Source organism: Blastocatellia bacterium (assembly GCA_025055075.1).
Lineage (GTDB): Bacteria > Acidobacteriota > Blastocatellia > HR10 > HR10 > HR10.
In genome coordinates, this window is the sequence record JANWYV010000023.1 from 67141 (window position 1) to 85336 (window position 18196).

Sequence of the window (18196 nt, forward strand, 5' to 3'; positions counted from 1 at the left end):
GCGACGTCCCCCTCAATACATCAGGTGATCTCGGCGCAGCTTGCGAAACGACTCCAGGTCGGCGCGCCAGGAGTCTTCGATCTCTCGGAGGGGGCGATCCTCTGCAATTTGCTGACGCAGGCGATCCGTTCCAGCTAGGATGTCAAACGGCAAGCGGTCGAAGACATACTCGTAAGGTGGCTGGCGCCATTGGAAATGTTCGGGGTAAAGGCGATGGATGGCCTTCAGAAGAGCGACGGCCGTGAGGACGGGCTTGAAGCGCTCGCGGTCGAGGACGTGAACCTGCACGCCGCCGCAGAGCTGCTCTGCGTATTTGTGAAACGTCGGTTGGAAATAGCACGGTCGGAAGAAAACGCCCGGCAGCTTCTCTGCCCGCAATTCGGCGACCAAACGATCGGGATCGATGAACGGCGCTCCGATCAATTCGAACGGGCGCGTCGTCCCTCGCCCCTCCGAAAGCAGCGTTCCTTCGAAGAGCACCATGCCCGGATATACCGTCGCCGTCTCCAAGGTCGGCATGTTCGGCGAGGGCAGGACCCAAAGCAGATCCGTCTGGTCATACCACAGGTCGCGCCGCCATCCTTGCATCGGGATGACATGGAGCCGACATCCGATGCCGAATGCTTCGTTGAACAATCGCGCCAGTTCTCCGATCGTCATCCCGTGCCGCAGTGGGATGGGGAACATCCCGACGAACGATTCGAAGCCCTGCTGTAGAACGGGCCCTTCAACGTGTACGCCGCCAATGGGATTTGGACGATCCAACACGATCATCTCTCGACCCTCGCGCGCGGCAGCCATCATGCACAACGCCATCGTCCAGATGTAGGTGTAGACGCGCGTTCCGACGTCCTGGAGATCGAGGACGAGGACATCCACATCGGCGAGCATCTCCGGTGTGGGAATGCGCGTCGCGCCGTAGAGGCTGAAGATGGGGATCCCGAGCTTCGGGTCTCGCCATCCCTCCCATTCGATCATGTTGTCCTGGGTCTCGCCGCGCAGGCCGTGTTGCGGGCCGAAGATCGCTGTGAGGCGAACGTCGGAAGCCGTAGCGAAGCGTTCGATCGCATGGCGCCGATGACGATCTAAAGAGGGGGGGTGAACGATGAGCCCAATCCGTTTGCCCCGCAGCAGATGCCGGTGCCGGGAGAGGAGGACGTCGAGGCCGAGATGCATCTCACCGTTCGGACTCGCGCAAAAGTCCGCGCTCTTGCAGATCTTGGCAGGTCACGCAATGGCGAGCCCAAGGGACAGCTTCCAATCGCTTCGGCTGAATCTCCGCACCGCAGGCCACGCAGATGCCGTAGGTCCCTTCCGCCAGGCGTTCCAACGCTTCGTCAATGAGCGTGAGGATATAGCGATCGCTCGTGCTCTGGCTGAAGAGGAGCTCTTTCAGGTAGGAGTTCGAGGCCTTATCCGCCGGATCCTGCGCGACGTCTTGATCCGCTTCCCGCCCGTAATGGACGTGCCGATCGAGCGCGCGGAGAAGCTCCTCTCGTTTCTCCAGCAGCCGTTTCCGATAATGTTCGACTTTCTTCTTCGTCATCATGCGCCATCTCTCCGCTCTTCGCTTGCCGCGAGGGCAGCCGCGCTCACCTCGGATAAGGCAAGCCGAAAATTATAGCAAAAGCTCGGTAGATTTGCTCGAGCAAAATGACGCGCACCAGCTCGTGCGGTAGCGTCAAGCGAGAGAGGGACCAGCGCTCGTCGGCCCGCTCCCGAACGCTCTCGGAGACCCCTTCTGGGCCGCCGACGAGAAAACAGAGTCCGGGCGTTCCGGCCCGTTGCTGGGCGCGCAACCACTCGGCCAACTCCCAGGAGCTGAACATCTTTCCCCGCTCATCCAGCAGGATGATGCGGAATCCGGGCCGTAGCGCACCAAGCAACGCCACGCTCTCTCGTTCGCAGAGGCGCTTGGGATCTGGCTCGGAGATCGCACGCAATGCGCGAATCTGCACGGGGACGAATCGTTGAAGGCGGCGCACGTAGTCCTGCTCGAGCGCCGCCAGATGCGCGTTCTTCGTCTTCCCCACCCACAGGAATTCCAGGTACATTCCTGACGTTGCCGCGATTCGGTCGGATGTCGAAAGCCTCGGGAGGACCTGCGCTCACGGGATCGGAAGGCGCTCAGCGTCGCGCCACAATCGCTCCAAATCGTAATATTCCCGCGCGCTCTGCTCGAAGATATGAACGACCAGGTCGCCGTAGTCGATCAGAATCCATTGAGCCACCGTCTCCCCCTCGACGTGGAGCGGGCGCGTGCCGTGCTCCTCCAAGGTGTCCAGGATGGCTTCGGCAATGGCTTGAACCTGACGCGTGGACGTCCCGCTGCAGATCAAGAAGTAGTCTGTGAACGACGCCAGGCCCCGCAGATCGAGCGCGACGATGTTCTCCGCCTTCTTATCGCTGGCCGCTTGAATGGCCAGAGTGAGGGTCTTTCGAGCATCCCGTGTGGAAGGAGAGCGTACCATCTCAGGTCGTGATCGCATCGCGATAGAGCCGATACTTCTCGATGTAAGCAGCGACGTCCGGGGGAACCAAATGGGCGATCGTCTCCCCTCGTCGCCGAGCTGCCCGGATCGCCGTCGCCGAGATCTCGTTGTGAACCCCCGAGCACAGATAGATACGCGGTCCGCGATCTCGAATGCACGCTCGGTCGGGCTCCCATAGGCGCACATGGGCGCGAAAGGTCTCGGGAAGCCATTCGGCACTCAGCGTATGTCCCGGACGCGAGACCACGATGAGATTCGTCAGCTGGAGCAACTCCGCGTAATCCTTCCATGCCGGAAGCGTCCGAAAGGCATCGGCGCCCATGAGGAAGTAGAGGTCGCCCGCAGCGTCCATCCGACGTCGGAATTCCCGAATCGTCTCAATGGTATAGCTGGCGCCCCCCCGTTCCAGCTCCAGCGTCGAGACGTAAAATCGCTCGTGCGCGCGCGTGGCCAATACGAGCATGGCGAATCGGTCCCAAGCCGTCGCCTCCGGCTGCTGGACCTTATGAGGAGAACGAGCGGCCGGGACGAAGTGCACGCAGTCTAGGGAGAACCATTGTCCGACCTTGTCGGCGATCTCCAGGTGACCATTGTGGACGGGATCGAACGTGCCCCCGAAAATTCCGATCCGCATAGAGAGGTCACCGGGACGAGAGAGCCGCCGTAAGCGCGCTCTCCAGGCGTCGAGCAGTGCGCTCTAAGAGTTCAGCGACCCCTTGCCCGGTCACAGCCGAAATGGCCACAAAGTCCACATCGTGCGCCCGACAAAAGGCTTCTAATGTCGAGAAACGTTCCTCCGAAGCGATATCCATTTTGGTCGCTACAACGATTTGCGGCTTCTCCAGAAGCTTCGGATTGTACGCTTCCAACTCATGGTTGATGATATGGTAGCTCTCGACCGGTTCACGCGTGGCGAAGGGAGAGACGTCAATCAGGTGAAGGAGCACGCGCGTTCGCTCAACGTGTCGCAAGAACTCATGCCCCAAGCCAGCTCCTCGATGAGCTCCTTCGATGAGCCCTGGGATGTCGGCGACGACGAAGCTGCGATATTCGTCCAATTGAACGACACCAAGAACCGGTTCCAGTGTCGTGAAGGGATAGTCGGCGATCTTGGGCCGCGCGGCCGAGATGCGCGCCAGCAGCGTGGACTTGCCGGCATTGGGGAAGCCGACCAATCCCACGTCGGCCAGCAGCTTCAGCTCCAATCGCAGGCGGCGCACCTGTCCCGGTTGGCCCCGTTCGTGAAAGCGCGGCGCGCGACGCGTGGGCGTCGCGAAATGCGCGTTCCCACGTCCCCCGCGTCCTCCGCGGGCGATGAGCACTCGCTCACCCGGCGTCGAGAAATCGTGGAGCAGCTCTCCCGTCTCCTGATCGTAGACGAGCGTTCCGACAGGCACGCGGATCACGAGGTCTTCGCCATCCCGTCCATGCCGATTGTTCCCCTCGCCGTGTCCCCCGCGCTCGGCCCGATACTCGGGGTTGTACCTGAAGTGAATGAGCGAGTTCATGCCGAGGACGGCTTCCATGTACACATGCCCCCCTCGACCGCCATCGCCGCCCGCCGGTCCCCCGAAAGGAACATACTTCTCACGGCGGAAGGCCGTGCAGCCATCACCTCCGTCCCCAGCTTTCACGATGATTTCCGCGCGATCAACGAACATTAGCCGCTCGCTCAGGATCGCCGGAGGCTCATTTCCCCTCAGGCGTCACCGGATATACGCTCACGAATTTGCCCATGCGCCCTTTGTCCTCAAATCGGACGACGCCCGAGATCTTCGCGTAGAGCGTGTCATCGCTTCCGATCCCAACGTTGACGCCCGGCTTGAAGCGCGTGCCTCGCTGTCGGACGAGGATCGAGCCCCCAGTCACGAACTGTCCACCGAAGCACTTGATGCCCAAGCGCTTCCCGACCGAGTCCCGTCCGTTGCGGGAGCTTCCCATGCCTTTTTTGTGCGCCATAGCTTCCTCGCCTCCTTTCTCCCGTTCGCGCTCGCACCGTGCGGGCGATCAAGCCGCCTGAATGGCCTCTACGCGGATAGCCGTGTACTTCTGCCGATGCCCTTTCTTGCGACGATACTGCTTTCGTCGCTTGAACTTAAACACGATGATCTTCCGCTCCTTGCCATGCTCGAGGACGCGACACACGGCCCGAGCACCTTCTACAGTGGGATGACCAATCTTGACCTGCTCCCCATCGCTCAGTGCTAGCACCGGCAGCTCGATCGTCTCCCCCACCTCGGCGCGAAGCGCCGGAACGCGCAAGATTTCGCCTGGCGTGACGCGATACTGTTTTCCACCCGTGGCGATAATGGCGTACGTCACAGGCACTTGCCTCCTTCCTTCGGTCTCGCCGAAAAGTGAAAATTGTAGAGACGCTTGCGGAATCTGTCAATTTCCCCCCTATAACCGGGCGGCAAGCTTGAAGACGTTGTAGATCGCTCCGCCCACGCCAATAGCGAAAAAGAGCAAAAACAGCCAGGGCGACGTCCCCAACCACTTATCCAAGAAGTACCCGATCAACAGACCAGCCGCGACATAGGAGATGAAAACCGTTCCTAAAGACGCCGCAATGCCGAACTTCTTGAGTGCCTCCCCCGGATCGCCTTTATTCCCACGCATCGCCCCTCCCTTCTTGGGAAATTGTACGCGGTCGGTTTTGAGGAAAGCAATGTCCGCTCACGTGGACAGGGGGGCATGGTGGGCACTGGAGGATTCGAACCTCCGACCTCTCGCGTGTGAGGCGAACGCTCTACCGCTGAGCTAAGTGCCCAAATGACGAGGTGAAATATAGCAGATGATCATCAAGCCCGTCAAATGCGGGGGCGCTCAAGTCCGTGGCGCTGAATGTCATGCGTGGGGACTCTCTTCGAGAACCGGATGCTCGGGCGACGAGCGCTCGATTCAACATCCGCCCGATCTCGGTTGACCAAGGCCCTCGCCCAGTTATAAACTGTCCCCCTAAGCGGAATAAATCGGGAAAATGGAGGGCATCTTCCGGCGAGCGCGCCGCACATCGCGAAGTCATTGCTGGGGGAGCTGGCGTGCGGTTTGGCACCCCCTTGAAGAGATGAAGCTCTAGGCGTCGGGCGCGCACTTCGCGAAAAACGGGGAGGGGGAGAAATGGACCCGGTCACGCACATCGCCGTGGAGAAGGAGAAAGCTCAAGGCCTCAGTCGGGAGGTCTTGCTCCATGTGTATCGGATAATGCTGCTGTCTCGCCGCATTGACGATCGAGAGATTCAGCTCAAGCGGCAGAATCGCATCTTCTTCCAGATCAGCGGGGCGGGTCACGAGGCGGTGCTGGTCGCGGCGGGATTGGTGTTGAAGCCAGGGTATGATTGGTTCTATCCCTATTATCGGGATCGGGCCTTGATGCTCATGCTGGGGGTGACGCCCACGGAGATGTTCCTGCAGGCGGTGGGAGCTGCCGCAGATCCCAGCTCCGGAGGGCGCCAGATGCCGTCGCATTGGGGGTTCCGGCGCTTGAACGTCGTCTCCAGCTCCAGTCCGACGGGAACGCAATTTCTACAAGCCGTCGGATGCGCCGAGGCCGGACGATACTATGAGCTGGTCGAGGAGATCGCCGATCGCGCGAGCCGCTTTCATGCCGACGAGATCGTCTACGTCTCCAGCGGCGATGGAGCGACCAGTGAGGGAGAGTTCTGGGAGTCTCTGAACACGGCGTGCAATCTGAAGCTGCCGGTCCTCTATCTCATCGAGGACAATGGGTACGCCATCTCCGTCCCCGTCGAGGTGCAGACGGCTGGAGGCAGCATCTCCCGTCTGGTGCGCAGCTTCCCCTCTCTCCTGGTTCGAGAGTGCGACGGGACGGATGTGTTCGAGAGCTATGCGACCTTGCGCGAAGCGACCACTTATGTCCGGCAACGACGCGGACCGGCTCTCGTGCACGCGCATGTCATTCGCCCTTACTCGCACTCTCTCTCCGATGATGAGACGCTCTATAAGCCCGAAGAGGAGCGAGAGGAAGAAGCGCGGCGGGATCCGATCTCGCGCTTGGCCGAGTTCCTGCTTCGAGAAGGTCTGGCCGATGCCGAGCAATTAGCGGCCATTCGCGCCGAGGTGGATGCGGAGGTCGCGCGCGCCGCCGATGAAGCGCTCGCTGCTCCCAAACCAGCGCCCTCGACGGCGACGCTGTACGTCTATTCCCCAACGGTTGATCCCACCTCTTCGGCATTCGAGACTGAGCCGCAGTATTCGGGCGAGCCGAAGACGATGGTGGATCTTTTGAACGCGTGCTTGCACGATGAGATGGCCCGCGATCCTCGGATCGTCGTCTTCGGGGAGGATGTCGCCGATTGCAGTCGCGAGCAGTATTTGGATAAGGTCAGAGGCAAAGGCGGCGTCTTCAAAGTCACCCATAATCTGCAGCGACGGTTCGGCTCGCATCGAGTCTTCAACACGCCGCTGGCGGAAGCCAACATCGTCGGTCGCGCCATCGGCATGGCCACGCGCGGGTTGAAACCGGTCGTTGAGATCCAATTCTTCGACTACATTTGGCCCGCCATGATGCAGATTCGTAATGAGCTGGCCCTCATGCGGTGGCGCTCGAATAATGCGTGGTCCTGTCCCTTGGTCATCCGCGTCCCCATCGGCGGATATCTGCAAGGGGGAGCCATTTATCACAGCCAGTCGGGCGAGAGTATCTTCACGCACATTCCGGGACTGCGCGTCGTCATGCCTTCGACGGCCGTAGACGCCAACGGACTCTTGCGCACGGCCATTCGCTGCGATGATCCCGTGCTCTTTCTCGAACACAAGCATCTCTACCGTCAGCCGTATAATCGCGGTCCGTATCCGGGACCGAATTACATGATCCCCTTTGGGAAGGCGAAGATTGTGCGTCCGGGACGCGACCTGACGATCATCACCTACGGCGCGCTCGTCCATCGAAGCCTTCTGGCGGCCGAGCAGGTCCGGGAACGGCACGGTCTCGATGTCGAGGTCATTGATTTGCGCAGCCTGAATCCCTATGACTGGGAGACGATCGCGCGCTCGGTGAGGAAGACGAGCAAAGTGATCGTCGCTTATGAAGACAGTTTATCGTGGGGATTTGGCGCGGAGATCGCCGCGCGCATCGCAGATGAATTGTTCGAAGATTTAGATGGACCTGTGCGCCGCGTTGGCGCTTTGGACACCTTCGTGGCCTATTCCCCCGATCTGGAGGACGTCATTTTGCCGCAGGTCGAAGACCTGGTGAATGCGATCCTCGATCTGGCGGCCTATTGAGCAATCGGCTGGCGTTCGCCAGAGACCCGCGCTGAGAGAGCACCGCCTCTTATGTTCGCCTGCTTCTTGTGTTCGCCTGCGCGCGAAGTCTCATGTATAATCCCCGCGCTTATGCGTGCACAAAAGAACATGGAGGTGCCGCGATGAGACGGGGGATATCCGTTGCGATCGCGCTCGTTCTGCTGTTGGGGATGTTGAGTCCGAGCGCTGGCGCTCAATCGGATGAGGCGCTGTTGCGGAAGCGCGCTCAGGTGCAGGCGATTCTTGAGCAGGCTGTTCGCGTCAACGGGCATGTGGGAGCAATCGTCCTTCTGAAAGATGAGCCTCTGGTCGCGTATCGTGGGACGATTCGGGGCTTAGCCGCCACGAGCGTAGCCGTTGCGCCTGAGAATCAGGTCCAAGGGAAGTTGGATGTGGCCTCCGCACGCTCCCGCGCCTATGCGGCTTACCTGCAGCGCCAGCAGGATCTCTTCCTCACCAAGGTGCATCAGTGGATCCCCGAAGCCACGGTTCATCATCGCTATCAGGTGTTGCTCAATGGCCTCGCGCTCACTGTTCCCGCTGAGAAGGTGGAACTTCTCGCGGCATTCTCCGATGTGGTCGAGATTTTTCCCATCGTAGAGGTCTTTCCGGGGCTCGCCTCGGTCGTGCCTGGGCTTATTCCTCCGCTCGATACGAGTCACGCGCTCATGGGCGCTGAAGAATTGTGGGGGGCTGTCGGCGGGCGCGAACGGGCGGGACTCGGCGTCAAGATTGGCATCGTGGACACGGGCGTGGATTTCAATCATCCGATGTTTCAGGATGCGACGCTCGTGCCGCCGCCCGGATTCCCCAAAACGAATACGAACGAGGGCTTGGCCAATGGCAAGGTCATCGTCGCGAAGGTCTTTCAATCGGTGATTGACCGACAGGTGCGTTTAGATCCGCGGCTCCGCACAGCGCAAGATCTGAACGGGCATGGCACGCATGTGGCCAGTTGCGCAGCTGGCAATATCGTAGACCTGACGAATTTGCCCGGAACGCGACCAGTGGTGATCAGTGGCGTGGCGCCGAAAGCCTTCCTCGGGAGTTATCGCGTGTGCGCGCCGCGCTGTGGGTTGGATAGTCTCCTGGCCGGGATCGAAGAGGCCGTGCGCGATGGCATGGACGTGATCAATCTCAGCCTGGGCGCACGGACAAACACTTTGCTAGACCGCGCCGCTGCGAATGCCGTCTTGGCCGGCGTCGTCGTCGTGGCCGCTGTCGGCAACGAAGGGCCTCCAACTCCTGAGACGCAGAACGTTGCTGGAGGAACAGTGCGAAGTCCGGCTAATGCTGAGCGCGTGATTGGCGTCGGCGCTACGACGAACGCTCATCAAGGAGCAGCTGCTTCGGCCCTCGGACGCGTGCGCCTCTTGGAACCACCGCCGCCGCCGGAACTCAGCGAGCTTCTGGGATTCCGAGGGATGAACGGCGCGAGTCCTTTTCCTGAAACCTCGCTTCGCGCTCCTTTGCGCGATGTGGATCTTGTAGACAACGGCGTGGCTGATGGGGGAGGACTCGCATGTGAGCCGCTTCCAGCCGGTTCGCTCGCTGGAGCCATCGCCCTCATTCAGCGCGGGCAGTGTCCGTTCGCCACGAAGAATCAGAACGCCGCAATGGCCGGAGCGATCGCCGTCCTCATTTACAATAGCGAGGCCGGAGGGGATACGTTCATCACGCCCAATCTGAACGGAGCACCGCTGCCCACCCTCTTCCTTCAACGTCGAGCTGGGCTCGCGCTCAAGCAATTCGTAGTCAGCAACGAGCGAGCAAGTCGCCCCACGCGCGTCGCTCTGGAGCGTCTGGATCTGCCGGATGAGACGATCGTGACGCTCGCCATCGAACCGCACCATCTAGCGGATTTCAGCTCGCGCGGACCGGCTTCCTCCTTCGCCATCAAGCCCGACGTGGTCGCGCCGGGAATGAGCAGCTACGCCGCCGTTCAAGACGATGATCCGCGCGGAGACGCGCGATTTCCCATCCCTCCGGGAGTGGAGCGAGGTTTGGAAGACCCCGTGTATGACCCCAGCGGCTTCGCCTTCCGCAACGGGACGAGCTTCGCAGCGCCGCGCGTGGCGGGTGTGGCCGCTTTGCTCAAGCAATTGCGCCCCGGATGGACGCCGGACGAGATTCGCTCAGCCATCCTCACCACAGCTCGACGACCGCCTCAGCTCGAAGCACGGCGCGTGATGGACCGCGGCGTTGGCCTCGTGGATATGCGCGCCTTGGCTCGAGTGCTGACGACGGTGGATTCCCCCACTCATAGCTTCGGCGCCATTCGCGTGCAGCAACCGATCACGCGGACGAAGACCTTCACCGTGAAGAACCATTCCTCGCGACTGGTGACCTATCGCCTCTCGCTCACGATGACGAACGCCGATCCGGCCATCGCGGCGACGTTGAACAAGACGGCGTTTCAGGTGCGTCCGGGCGGAACGGGCCAATTCACCCTCACGTTGCGCATCTCTCCGACGGTCGCGGCGGGAGACTGGGAGGGGATCATCTCGGTGAGCGACGATGGGACGACGATCCCCGGACAGCTTTCGATCCCCTTCTGGGTCCGCACGGTGCGATGAGCGAGAGACGAATGGGCGCCTTCTCGCGTAGATTCGCGCGTCGGCCTGAAAAAGCCTTCTTCTTGACACCCCGAGCGCGCGATCGGTAACATTCCCTTTTTGGATCGCGGGGAAGAGACGTCTCTGAGAGATTCCGCACGCGCCGCGCAGCAGGAGGCGAGCGATGCCGATTGATCGCATCACCGTTCGGGGCGCTCGACAGCACAACCTGAAAAACCTCGATCTGGAGATTCCCCATCGTTCGCTCACGGTCATCACGGGGCTCAGCGGATCGGGGAAATCGAGCCTCGCCTTCGATACCCTCTACGCCGAAGGACAGCGCCGCTATGTGGAATCGCTCTCGGTCTACGCTCGCCAGTTCCTCGATCAGTTCGAGAAGCCGGATGTCGACGCTATCGAAGGGCTCTCGCCAGCGCTCTCGATCGAGCAGAAGACGATCAGCCGGAGTCCGCGCTCGACCGTGGGGACGGTCACCGAGATCTACGATTACCTGCGTGTGCTCTTCTCCGCGATCGGCAAGCCACATTGTCCCGAATGCGGGCGCCCGATCAGTCGGCAATCGGTCGAGCAGATCGTGAAAGCCGTTTTGGATCTGCCGCCGGGTGAGCGGGTGATGATCCTGGCGCCGATCGTGCGCGGGCGCAAAGGGGAATTCCGAAAGGAGCTGCAGAAACTGGCGCAGTCCGGTTTCGTGCGCGCTCGCATTGATGGCGAATTGCGCGCCCTCGACGAGGAGATCAAGCTCGACAAACGGAAGACGCACACGATCGAAGTCGTCGTGGATCGGCTGCTTCTGAAACCGGGCGTTCAGGACCGTCTGGAACGCTCGATTCGCACGGCGCTGAAGTTGACCGATGGGATCGTGACGATCGCCGTCGTGGATGGCGGCGAGCAGTTGTATTCGGAGAAGATGGCCTGCGTCGAGTGCGGCGTCTCGGTTCCCGCATTAGAGCCGCGCTCGTTCTCGTTCAACAGTCCCTATGGGGCATGTCCGGACTGTGACGGGTTGGGGACCAAGAGCGAGATTGCTCCGGAGCGAGTGATCCCTGATCCTGCGCAGCCGCTCGATCGGTTGGAGGTGCTTCCGTTCGATCGCGCGCTCGGGGGATATTTGAAAGATGTCCTTTTGGCTCTCGCGCGCCATTATCGCATTGAGCCCACACGCGCCTTCGTGGAACTCCCGGCCCGAGTGAAAGAGGCCTTCTTCCACGGTCTGCGCGAGCGAATCCCCTTCGAGCACAACGGCTTTCGCTCTCGGCTCGAATGGGCGGGAGTGGTCGCTTTGCTGGAACGCCATCTGAAGCGAGAGGAGGACGAGGAGGAGGACGGAGAAGGCAGCCGATCCGATCTCTACCGCGCGCTCATTCGCACAGTTCCGTGTCCGACATGTGGAGGGAAGCGATTGCAAAAGTCGAGTCTCGCCGTGCGCGTGGCCGGACGTTCGATCGCCGACTACGCGGCGCTTCCCATTCGCGAGGCCGTGCGCATCTTTCGCGGTCTGCCTGAGGCATTGACGCCTCGGGAGCGACAGATCGCCGAGCCGCTCCTGCGGGAGATCGGCGCGCGATTGGAGTTCTTGGACACGGTGGGCGTGGGGTATCTCACATTGGACCGTCCGGCCTCGACGCTCTCCGGAGGCGAGGCGCAGCGAATTCGCCTGGCGACGCAAATCGGTTCACAACTGCGCGGCGTGCTTTACGTGCTCGATGAACCTTCGATCGGGCTCCATCCGCGCGACAACGCGCGCTTGCTCGCCACGTTGGAGAAACTGCGCGATCTGGGGAATACGGTCGTCGTCGTCGAGCACGATGAGGAGACGATCCGCCGCGCCGATTACGTGATTGATCTTGGCCCGGGCGCTGGGGTGCATGGAGGAAATCTGGTCGCCTGTGGGACGCCGGAGCAAATCGCCCGCCATCCGGATTCTCTGACGGGGCAGTATCTGTCCGGACGTCGCCAGATTCCGATCCCTAGCGAGCGTCGCCAGCCGAGCGAGCGCCGCCTCACGGTCTATGGCGCGCGGGCGAACAACCTCAAAAATATCACGGTCTCGTTTCCGCTCGGGCTCTTCATCTGCGTGACGGGCGTCTCTGGATCCGGCAAGTCCACTCTCGTGGATGAGATCCTCTATCGCGCCCTCGCGCGCCACCTCTACGGGAGCCCGCTGGAGCCAGGTCCGCATGAGCGCATCACCGGTTTGGAACACGTGGACAAGGTCATCGAGATTGATCAATCGCCCATCGGACGAACGCCGCGCTCAAATCCGGCCACGTATGTCGGCGTCTTCACCTTCATCCGTCAACTCTTCGCGCAACTGCCGGAGGCGCGCGAACGGGGATATAAACCCGGCCGCTTCAGCTTCAACGTCAAAGGTGGACGGTGCGAAGCCTGCCAGGGCGATGGCGTCAAACGCATCGAGATGAGCTTCCTCCCCGACGTCTACGTGACGTGCGACGTTTGTCGCGGAGCGCGCTATAACCAGGAGACGCTCAGCGTGCGCTACAAAGGCTACTCGATCGCCGATGTCCTGCGCATGACGGTCGAGGAAGCATACGCCCTGTTGGAGACCATCCCGCCGATTCGAAGGAAGCTTCAGACGTTGCTCGATGTCGGCCTCGGGTATATCGAACTCGGTCAGCCGGCCACGACGCTCTCCGGCGGCGAAGCGCAGCGCATCAAACTCGCGCGCGAGCTGAGCAAGCGAGCGACGGGGCGCACGGTCTATATCCTCGATGAGCCCACGACAGGGCTCCATTTCGAGGACGTGCGGCGCTTGCTCGATGTCCTGCAGCGGCTCGTGAGCATGGGCAATACGGTGATCGTCATCGAGCACAATCTGGAGGTCATCAAATGCGCCGACTGGATCATTGACCTTGGCCCCGAGGGCGGTGAAGAAGGGGGATGGGTCGTTGCCGAAGGTCCACCCGAGACGATCGCCCGCACGGCCGGCTCTCATACAGGACAGGCGCTCGCACCGATCCTCTTTGGCGCGCGCACGGCGTCCGTGGTCGAACGCGCGTCTTGAGCCCCGCCGTTCGAATCGGCACTTCCCCCACTGGAAGTTTTGGCCAACCGGAATCCCTCATCCGCGCGTCACAGAAGCGGCACATAACGCGAGATTCATCTTCGGAGGCGATGCGGATGAGGAAGAAGATCGTCGGCGTGATCATCGCGCTTTTGATCGTCGCGGAATGGCCTCTGGACTCGAGGGCACAACAGCGTTCCTTCCCCTTCGATCCTTGGCGCTTCATCAGCGCTCGGTATCATCCCCAGCGCGTGCTCATCAAGCGGCGGGGCATGCGGCGTCCGCAAATCCTCACCCTCCGCAAGGGCGAAGATGTGCTCACTCGCTTGAGCCTTCTGTCGTACGAGGACGACGTCGAGTATGCGGAGCCGGACTTGCTTTATACCGCCGAGCGCGTGATCCCAAACGATCCAAGCTTCACCAATCTGTGGGGCCTGGAGATGATCGGCGCGCCAGAGGCATGGGGGGTAACTCGCGGCAGCTCCAATGTCGTCGTCGCCGTGATTGATACGGGCGTGGATTATCTGCATCCCGATCTCCGGGACAACATCTGGGTGAATACCGGTGAGATCCCCGGCAATCTCCGAGACGACGATGGCAATGGCTACGTGGACGATGTCTATGGCTACAACGCGCTCTCGCCTTCGCAGCCTCCGGCGGACGATAACCGGCACGGGACGCATGTGGCGGGCACGATTGGGGCCGTCGGAGACAATCAAGTGGGCGTCGTCGGCGTGAACTGGCGCGTGAAGATCATGGCGTTGAAATTCCTGGATCGAGACGGCTCCGGGTATCTCTCGGACGCCCTCGAGACCATAGACTACATCCTCACCATGAGACGGCGCGGGGTGAACATCCGCGTGGTGAACGCCAGTTGGGGAGCCGACACGTATTCCCGCGCCCTTGAGGAAGCCATCGAGAGGCTGAGAGCTGAAGGCATTCTCTTCGTCGCTGCCGCAGGCAACGGGAGCACGAACGTGAAACAGTATCCGGCCGCTTACGAGGGCGTGCTCTCGGTCGCGGCTATGGATCAAAATGATGACCTGGCTTTTTTCTCGAACTACGGCGATTGGGTTGACCTGGCGGCTCCTGGACGTTCCATCTTGAGCACGGTGCCAGGGGGAAGATATGCCAGCTTCAGCGGGACTTCCATGGCAGCGCCACATGTCGCGGGCCTGGCGGCGTTGGCGCTCTCGGTGCGCGATGTCCGTCTGAACGAGCTGGAGAATGCGTTGCGTCAAGGCGTACGATCGGTGCCTGCGCTTGCCGGAAAGGTCAGCACGGGTGGAGTCCTCGACGCTCCGGGAACGCTCCGAGCGCTCAACGCTGATGATCCCGCCAAGGTGTGCGAGAGAGATTGTCCCCCCAGGGTCTCGCTCTCAGCCAGTCGCCTCGTCGTTGATGATGGCGAGGGCGTCTCCTTCACGGCCAATGGGAGCGACCCCGATGGCGATCCGCTCACCTATAGGTGGAGGACGACGGCCGGAAGACTTCGAGCTGGGATCACCGAGGCGACGCTCGAGACGGCAGGAATCAACCCCACGCCCGGCGCGCCACCGATCGTCGTCGTCGTCACCGTCACGGTAGAAGACGGACGCGGCCACTCCGCCTCCGCCAGTCGCAGCATCACCGTGCGTCCACCAAATCGTCCTCCACAAGTCGCTCTCGAAGCAAGCCGAACGACGATTCAAGATGGCTTCATAGTCTTCCTCACCGCGCGCGGCAGCGATCCGGATGGAGACGCGCTGACGTACACGTGGACTTCTTCCAAAGGGACAATCACCGGTTCTGGGGCCAGCGCCCAGTTGGATACGATCGGCATCAATCCGATCCCGGACGCCGATCCCGTGCGCGTGACCGTCCGCGTGCGCGCCAGCGATGGGCGCGGCGGCGATGCGACGGCCCAGATCGAGATCACCGTCACGGCACCTCCGAAGGTCGCGATCAGCGCCACGCCGACTTCCGTTCGCCTTCAGAACAGGCAGGCGACCTTCTTCCTCTCCGTCCGTAAGCATTCGAGCTATCGCGGGGACGTCACCTTGCAGGTGATCCCTATGGATGCGCTTCCACCCTTCACGGTGGCGATCTCTCCGTATCGCTTCTTCACGCTCACGCACCAGGTCACCATCACGCTGGGAACCCTTCCCGCCGGTCCGCAAACGTATCGCGTTCTGGTCCGCGCTCGGACCAATGATGGGAAGACCTACGATTCCAACGTCGTCACGCTCATGAAGCGGTGAGCTGCTTCAGGAGAGGTCCCCGGACGAAGTTCCATCCGGGGATTCTCCGCTCACACTACTTGTTTGAGGCGTTCCAATCGTTCGGCGAGTTCGGGGATGGCGACGCCGAGCGCTTCTTCGATGCGCTCGACGAAGAAGAATTCCATCTCGTTGCGGACGTGTTCGGGAAGTTCCCGCAAATCTTTCTCGTTCGGGCGCGGGAGGATGATGCGCCGAATGCCCGCGCGGCGCGCCGCGAGTACTTTCTCTTTGATGCCCCCGACAGGTAGGATTAATCCCGAGAGCGTGATCTCGCCCGTCATCGCGACATCGCTGCGCACGCGGAGGCCGGTGTAGAGGGAGGCGAGAGCCGTGACCATCGCAATGCCCGCCGAAGGCCCATCTTTGGGAATTGCTCCGGCAGGAACGTGAATGTGCACGCCGTTTTTCTCGAAGACCTCGCGATTGATGCCGAAGGCTTCAGCGTGCGCCCAGATGTAACTCTCGGCTGCCTTGGCCGATTCCTGCATGACTTCGCCAAGTTGGCCCGTGAGCGTCAAGCCCTTACCTCCAGGCAAGAGCGCCGCTTCGATGTAAAGGACTTCCCCACCGGTCTCGGTCCACGCGACGCCCGTCGCCACGCCGACAGGTAATTCTTTGCGCGCTTCTTCGGGGAAGAAGCGTTCGGGGCCAAGCAGTTCCGGCACGTCTTCGATTCGGACGAACGTGCTCTCCGGATGGCCTTCTGCGATGCGAAGGGCGACCTTGCGGGCAATTTGCGCGATCGCGCGCTCGAGCTGACGCACGCCCGCTTCCCGCGTGTAGCGCGCGATGATGTAACGAAGTGTGGCCTCTGGGATTTGCAATTGCTCGGCCGTCAATCCCGTCTCCTTGAGCTTCTTCGGAACGAGATGACGTCGGGCGATCTCCACCTTCTCCTCCTCGCTATAGCCAGGCAGCCGCAATACCTCCATGCGATCCAACAGCGGGCGGGGGATCGTATCGAGCGTGTTCGCCGTGGTGATGAAGAAGACCTTGGAGAGATCGAACGGCAAGTCGAGATAGTTGTCGCGGAAGGAATGATTCTGCTCCGGATCGAGGATCTCCAGAAGTGCGGCCGCCGGATCGCCGCGGAAATCCCGCCCGATCTTGTCCACTTCATCGAGCATCAGGAGCGGATTCTTCACCCCCGCGCGGCGAATCGCTTGAAGGATACGTCCGGGCATGGCGCCGATATACGTGCGCCGATGGCCTCGCAACTCCGCCTCATCGTGCAGTCCGCCGAGGCTCAAGCGCTCGAACTTTCGCCCCAGCGCGCGCGCGATGGATTGCCCGAGGCTCGTCTTTCCCACTCCTGGGGGACCGACGAAACAGAGGATCGGCGCCTTCGCTTCCGGATTCAGCTTCAACACCGCCAGATGTTCGAGAATGCGTTGCTTGACATCCTCCAGCCCGTAATGATCTTCATCCAGCACGCGTCGCACGTTCGCCAGATCGAGATTGTCTTCCGTCTGCCGATTCCACGGCAATTCCAAGACCAGCTCCAGATATGTGCGGATGACGTGATACTCCGGAGCCATGCTCGGGAGCTTCTCCAACCGATTCAGTTCGCGCTCAGCTTCTTTCCGTACGAATTCCGGCAGCTCGGCTTGTTCCAAGCGCTCGCGCAGGAGATTCGCTTCCGCCTGATGCGGATCAATCTCTCCCAATTCGCGCTGAATGGCCCGCAGTTGCTGTCGGAGGAAATACTCGCGCTGCTCGCGCGTCATCTCTTGTTGCGCTTGGCTGGCGATCTTATGGCGCAACTCCAGGACTTGGACTTCATGCGTGAGGTGCTTGAAGAGCAAACGCAGGAGATCGTCCTTCGTCCGCGCTTCCAGGAGGGATTGCAACGCCGACAAATCCAGGTTCAGGATCGTGGCCAGCAGATACGCCAGACGCACCGGATCGTCCGTCTGCGCGAACGCGGCGTGCAACTCTTCGGGAACTTGGGGGAGCAGTCCGAGCGCTTTGGAGACCTGATCGAGAATAGCCCGATGCAAGGCCTCGATCTCAACGGGATTCTCTTCCAATAGCGGCAACGGTCGGACGCGAGCCCGCATATAAGGCGCGGTCTGCTCCATCCGCAGCAGGACCACTCGTTCCAAACCTTGCATGAGCACCTGCAGCGTCCCATCCTGAGCGCGAGTCATTCGCCGAATGGCGGATTTCGTTCCGATGGTGAAGAGATCTTCCGGTTTCGGCTCTTCGATTCGCGGATCGCGCTGAGCGACCACGACCATGAGCTTCTCTTCGCTGGAGAGCGCAGCTTCCACGGCCGCGATCGAAATCGGACGCCCGACCGATAGCGGCATTGTCATGTGCGGGAAGAGCACGACGTTCTTCAACGGCAGAACCGGTAGCGTGAGCACTTCATCTTCACGTTCCATGGTCCCCTCCACTTTCCCCCGCCGAGGATCGGCAGCACCGCTTTCTCGCCCCTCATCGCGCGGGCCGCGCCCCTACGTGGGGATTCAGCATGAAATGTACACTCCCCCGACGGTCTTTGGCAAATTCCGCGCCACTGCTTCAGCCGCGCTCATCGCTCCTCGTGCAGCGAGCGTGTGTCTTGTGGAG

14 protein-coding genes and 1 tRNA gene are annotated in these 18196 nt (G+C 61.3%); 4 read left to right on the forward strand and 11 right to left on the reverse strand.

The genetic code is table 11. The annotated features are described in order from the left end of the window. Positions 1 to 12 precede the first annotated feature (12 nt). The 10 genes from NZ746_06535 to NZ746_06580 all read right to left on the reverse strand — a co-directional run bounded on the left by NZ746_06535 (position 13) and on the right by NZ746_06580 (position 5262). Positions 13 to 1176 (reverse strand): DUF1343 domain-containing protein, encoded by a 1164-nt coding sequence (locus tag NZ746_06535; protein MCS6817019.1) that lies wholly within the window; start codon positions 1174 to 1176, stop codon positions 13 to 15. A 1-nt stretch (position 1177) separates the two neighbouring features. Next, the gene (locus tag NZ746_06540; protein ID MCS6817020.1) at positions 1178 to 1549 is read right to left on the reverse strand and encodes a TraR/DksA family transcriptional regulator; all 372 of its coding nucleotides are present in this window, start codon (positions 1547 to 1549) and stop codon (positions 1178 to 1180) included. Between the two features lie 43 nt (positions 1550 to 1592). Then, entirely contained in the window at positions 1593 to 2054 is a 462-nt protein-coding gene (locus tag NZ746_06545; protein MCS6817021.1) for a 23S rRNA (pseudouridine(1915)-N(3))-methyltransferase RlmH, read from the reverse strand. Between the two features lie 54 nt (positions 2055 to 2108). Then, entirely contained in the window at positions 2109 to 2489 is a 381-nt protein-coding gene (gene rsfS, locus NZ746_06550; GenBank protein MCS6817022.1) for a ribosome silencing factor, read from the reverse strand. Then, positions 2473 to 3126, reverse strand: a complete 654-nt coding sequence (gene nadD, locus NZ746_06555) for a nicotinate-nucleotide adenylyltransferase (GenBank protein MCS6817023.1) — start codon at positions 3124 to 3126, stop codon at positions 2473 to 2475. The genes rsfS and nadD overlap by 17 nt, the downstream gene beginning before the upstream one ends. A 7-nt stretch (positions 3127 to 3133) precedes the next feature. Beyond that, complete coding sequence (gene obgE / locus NZ746_06560; GenBank protein ID MCS6817024.1) at positions 3134 to 4153, reverse strand: GTPase ObgE; 1020 nt, start codon at positions 4151 to 4153, stop codon at positions 3134 to 3136. A 28-nt stretch (positions 4154 to 4181) separates the two neighbouring features. Further along, positions 4182 to 4451: a 50S ribosomal protein L27 gene (gene rpmA / locus NZ746_06565; protein ID MCS6817025.1), complete on the reverse strand. Its 270-nt coding sequence runs from the start codon at positions 4449 to 4451 to the stop codon at positions 4182 to 4184. Between the two features lie 48 nt (positions 4452 to 4499). Continuing rightward, complete coding sequence (gene rplU / locus NZ746_06570) at positions 4500 to 4814, reverse strand: 50S ribosomal protein L21 (GenBank protein MCS6817026.1); 315 nt, start codon at positions 4812 to 4814, stop codon at positions 4500 to 4502. Positions 4815 to 4892: 78 nt separating this feature from the next. After that, complete coding sequence (locus NZ746_06575; GenBank protein MCS6817027.1) at positions 4893 to 5111, reverse strand: AtpZ/AtpI family protein; 219 nt, start codon at positions 5109 to 5111, stop codon at positions 4893 to 4895. Between the two features lie 76 nt (positions 5112 to 5187). Further along, positions 5188 to 5262 (reverse strand) — tRNA-Val (locus NZ746_06580). Positions 5263 to 5612: 350 nt separating this feature from the next. On the opposite strand from NZ746_06580, the gene NZ746_06585 reads away from it, so the two are divergent. The 4 genes from NZ746_06585 (at position 5613) to NZ746_06600 (ending at position 15601) form a co-directional block, all read left to right on the forward strand. Further along, positions 5613 to 7739, forward strand: coding sequence for a dehydrogenase E1 component subunit alpha/beta (locus tag NZ746_06585; protein MCS6817028.1), 2127 nt, complete (start codon positions 5613 to 5615; stop codon positions 7737 to 7739). 143 nt (positions 7740 to 7882) lie between these two features. Then, a complete protein-coding gene (locus NZ746_06590; protein ID MCS6817029.1) occupies positions 7883 to 10336 on the forward strand; it encodes a S8 family serine peptidase in 2454 nt (817 codons plus the stop codon). A gap of 163 nt (positions 10337 to 10499) precedes the next feature. Then, complete coding sequence (gene uvrA, locus NZ746_06595; protein MCS6817030.1) at positions 10500 to 13361, forward strand: excinuclease ABC subunit UvrA; 2862 nt, start codon at positions 10500 to 10502, stop codon at positions 13359 to 13361. 116 nt (positions 13362 to 13477) lie between these two features. Continuing rightward, positions 13478 to 15601 carry a S8 family serine peptidase gene (locus tag NZ746_06600; protein MCS6817031.1) on the forward strand — a complete coding sequence of 708 codons (2124 nt, stop codon included), beginning with the start codon at positions 13478 to 13480 and terminating at the stop codon, positions 15599 to 15601. Positions 15602 to 15651: 50 nt separating this feature from the next. Here the strand turns inward: NZ746_06600 and lon are convergent, their stop codons facing one another. Then, positions 15652 to 18009 carry an endopeptidase La gene (lon, locus tag NZ746_06605; GenBank protein ID MCS6817032.1) on the reverse strand — a complete coding sequence of 786 codons (2358 nt, stop codon included), beginning with the start codon at positions 18007 to 18009 and terminating at the stop codon, positions 15652 to 15654. Positions 18010 to 18196 lie beyond the last annotated feature (187 nt).

Coding starts and splice junctions, on each gene's coding strand:
- NZ746_06535 (MCS6817019.1), bottom strand. CDS start 1,176: ATGCATCTCGGCCTCGACGTCCTCCTCTCCCGGCACCGGCATCTGCTG.
- NZ746_06540 (MCS6817020.1), bottom strand. CDS start 1,549: ATGATGACGAAGAAGAAAGTCGAACATTATCGGAAACGGCTGCTGGAG.
- NZ746_06545 (MCS6817021.1), bottom strand. CDS start 2,054: ATGTACCTGGAATTCCTGTGGGTGGGGAAGACGAAGAACGCGCATCTG.
- rsfS (MCS6817022.1), bottom strand. CDS start 2,489: ATGCGATCACGACCTGAGATGGTACGCTCTCCTTCCACACGGGATGCT.
- nadD (MCS6817023.1), bottom strand. CDS start 3,126: ATGCGGATCGGAATTTTCGGGGGCACGTTCGATCCCGTCCACAATGGT.
- obgE (MCS6817024.1), bottom strand. CDS start 4,153: ATGTTCGTTGATCGCGCGGAAATCATCGTGAAAGCTGGGGACGGAGGT.
- rpmA (MCS6817025.1), bottom strand. CDS start 4,451: ATGGCGCACAAAAAAGGCATGGGAAGCTCCCGCAACGGACGGGACTCG.
- NZ746_06575 (MCS6817027.1), bottom strand. CDS start 5,111: ATGCGTGGGAATAAAGGCGATCCGGGGGAGGCACTCAAGAAGTTCGGC.
- NZ746_06585 (MCS6817028.1), top strand. CDS start 5,613: ATGGACCCGGTCACGCACATCGCCGTGGAGAAGGAGAAAGCTCAAGGC.
- NZ746_06590 (MCS6817029.1), top strand. CDS start 7,883: ATGAGACGGGGGATATCCGTTGCGATCGCGCTCGTTCTGCTGTTGGGG.
- uvrA (MCS6817030.1), top strand. CDS start 10,500: ATGCCGATTGATCGCATCACCGTTCGGGGCGCTCGACAGCACAACCTG.
- NZ746_06600 (MCS6817031.1), top strand. CDS start 13,478: ATGAGGAAGAAGATCGTCGGCGTGATCATCGCGCTTTTGATCGTCGCG.
- lon (MCS6817032.1), bottom strand. CDS start 18,009: ATGGAACGTGAAGATGAAGTGCTCACGCTACCGGTTCTGCCGTTGAAG.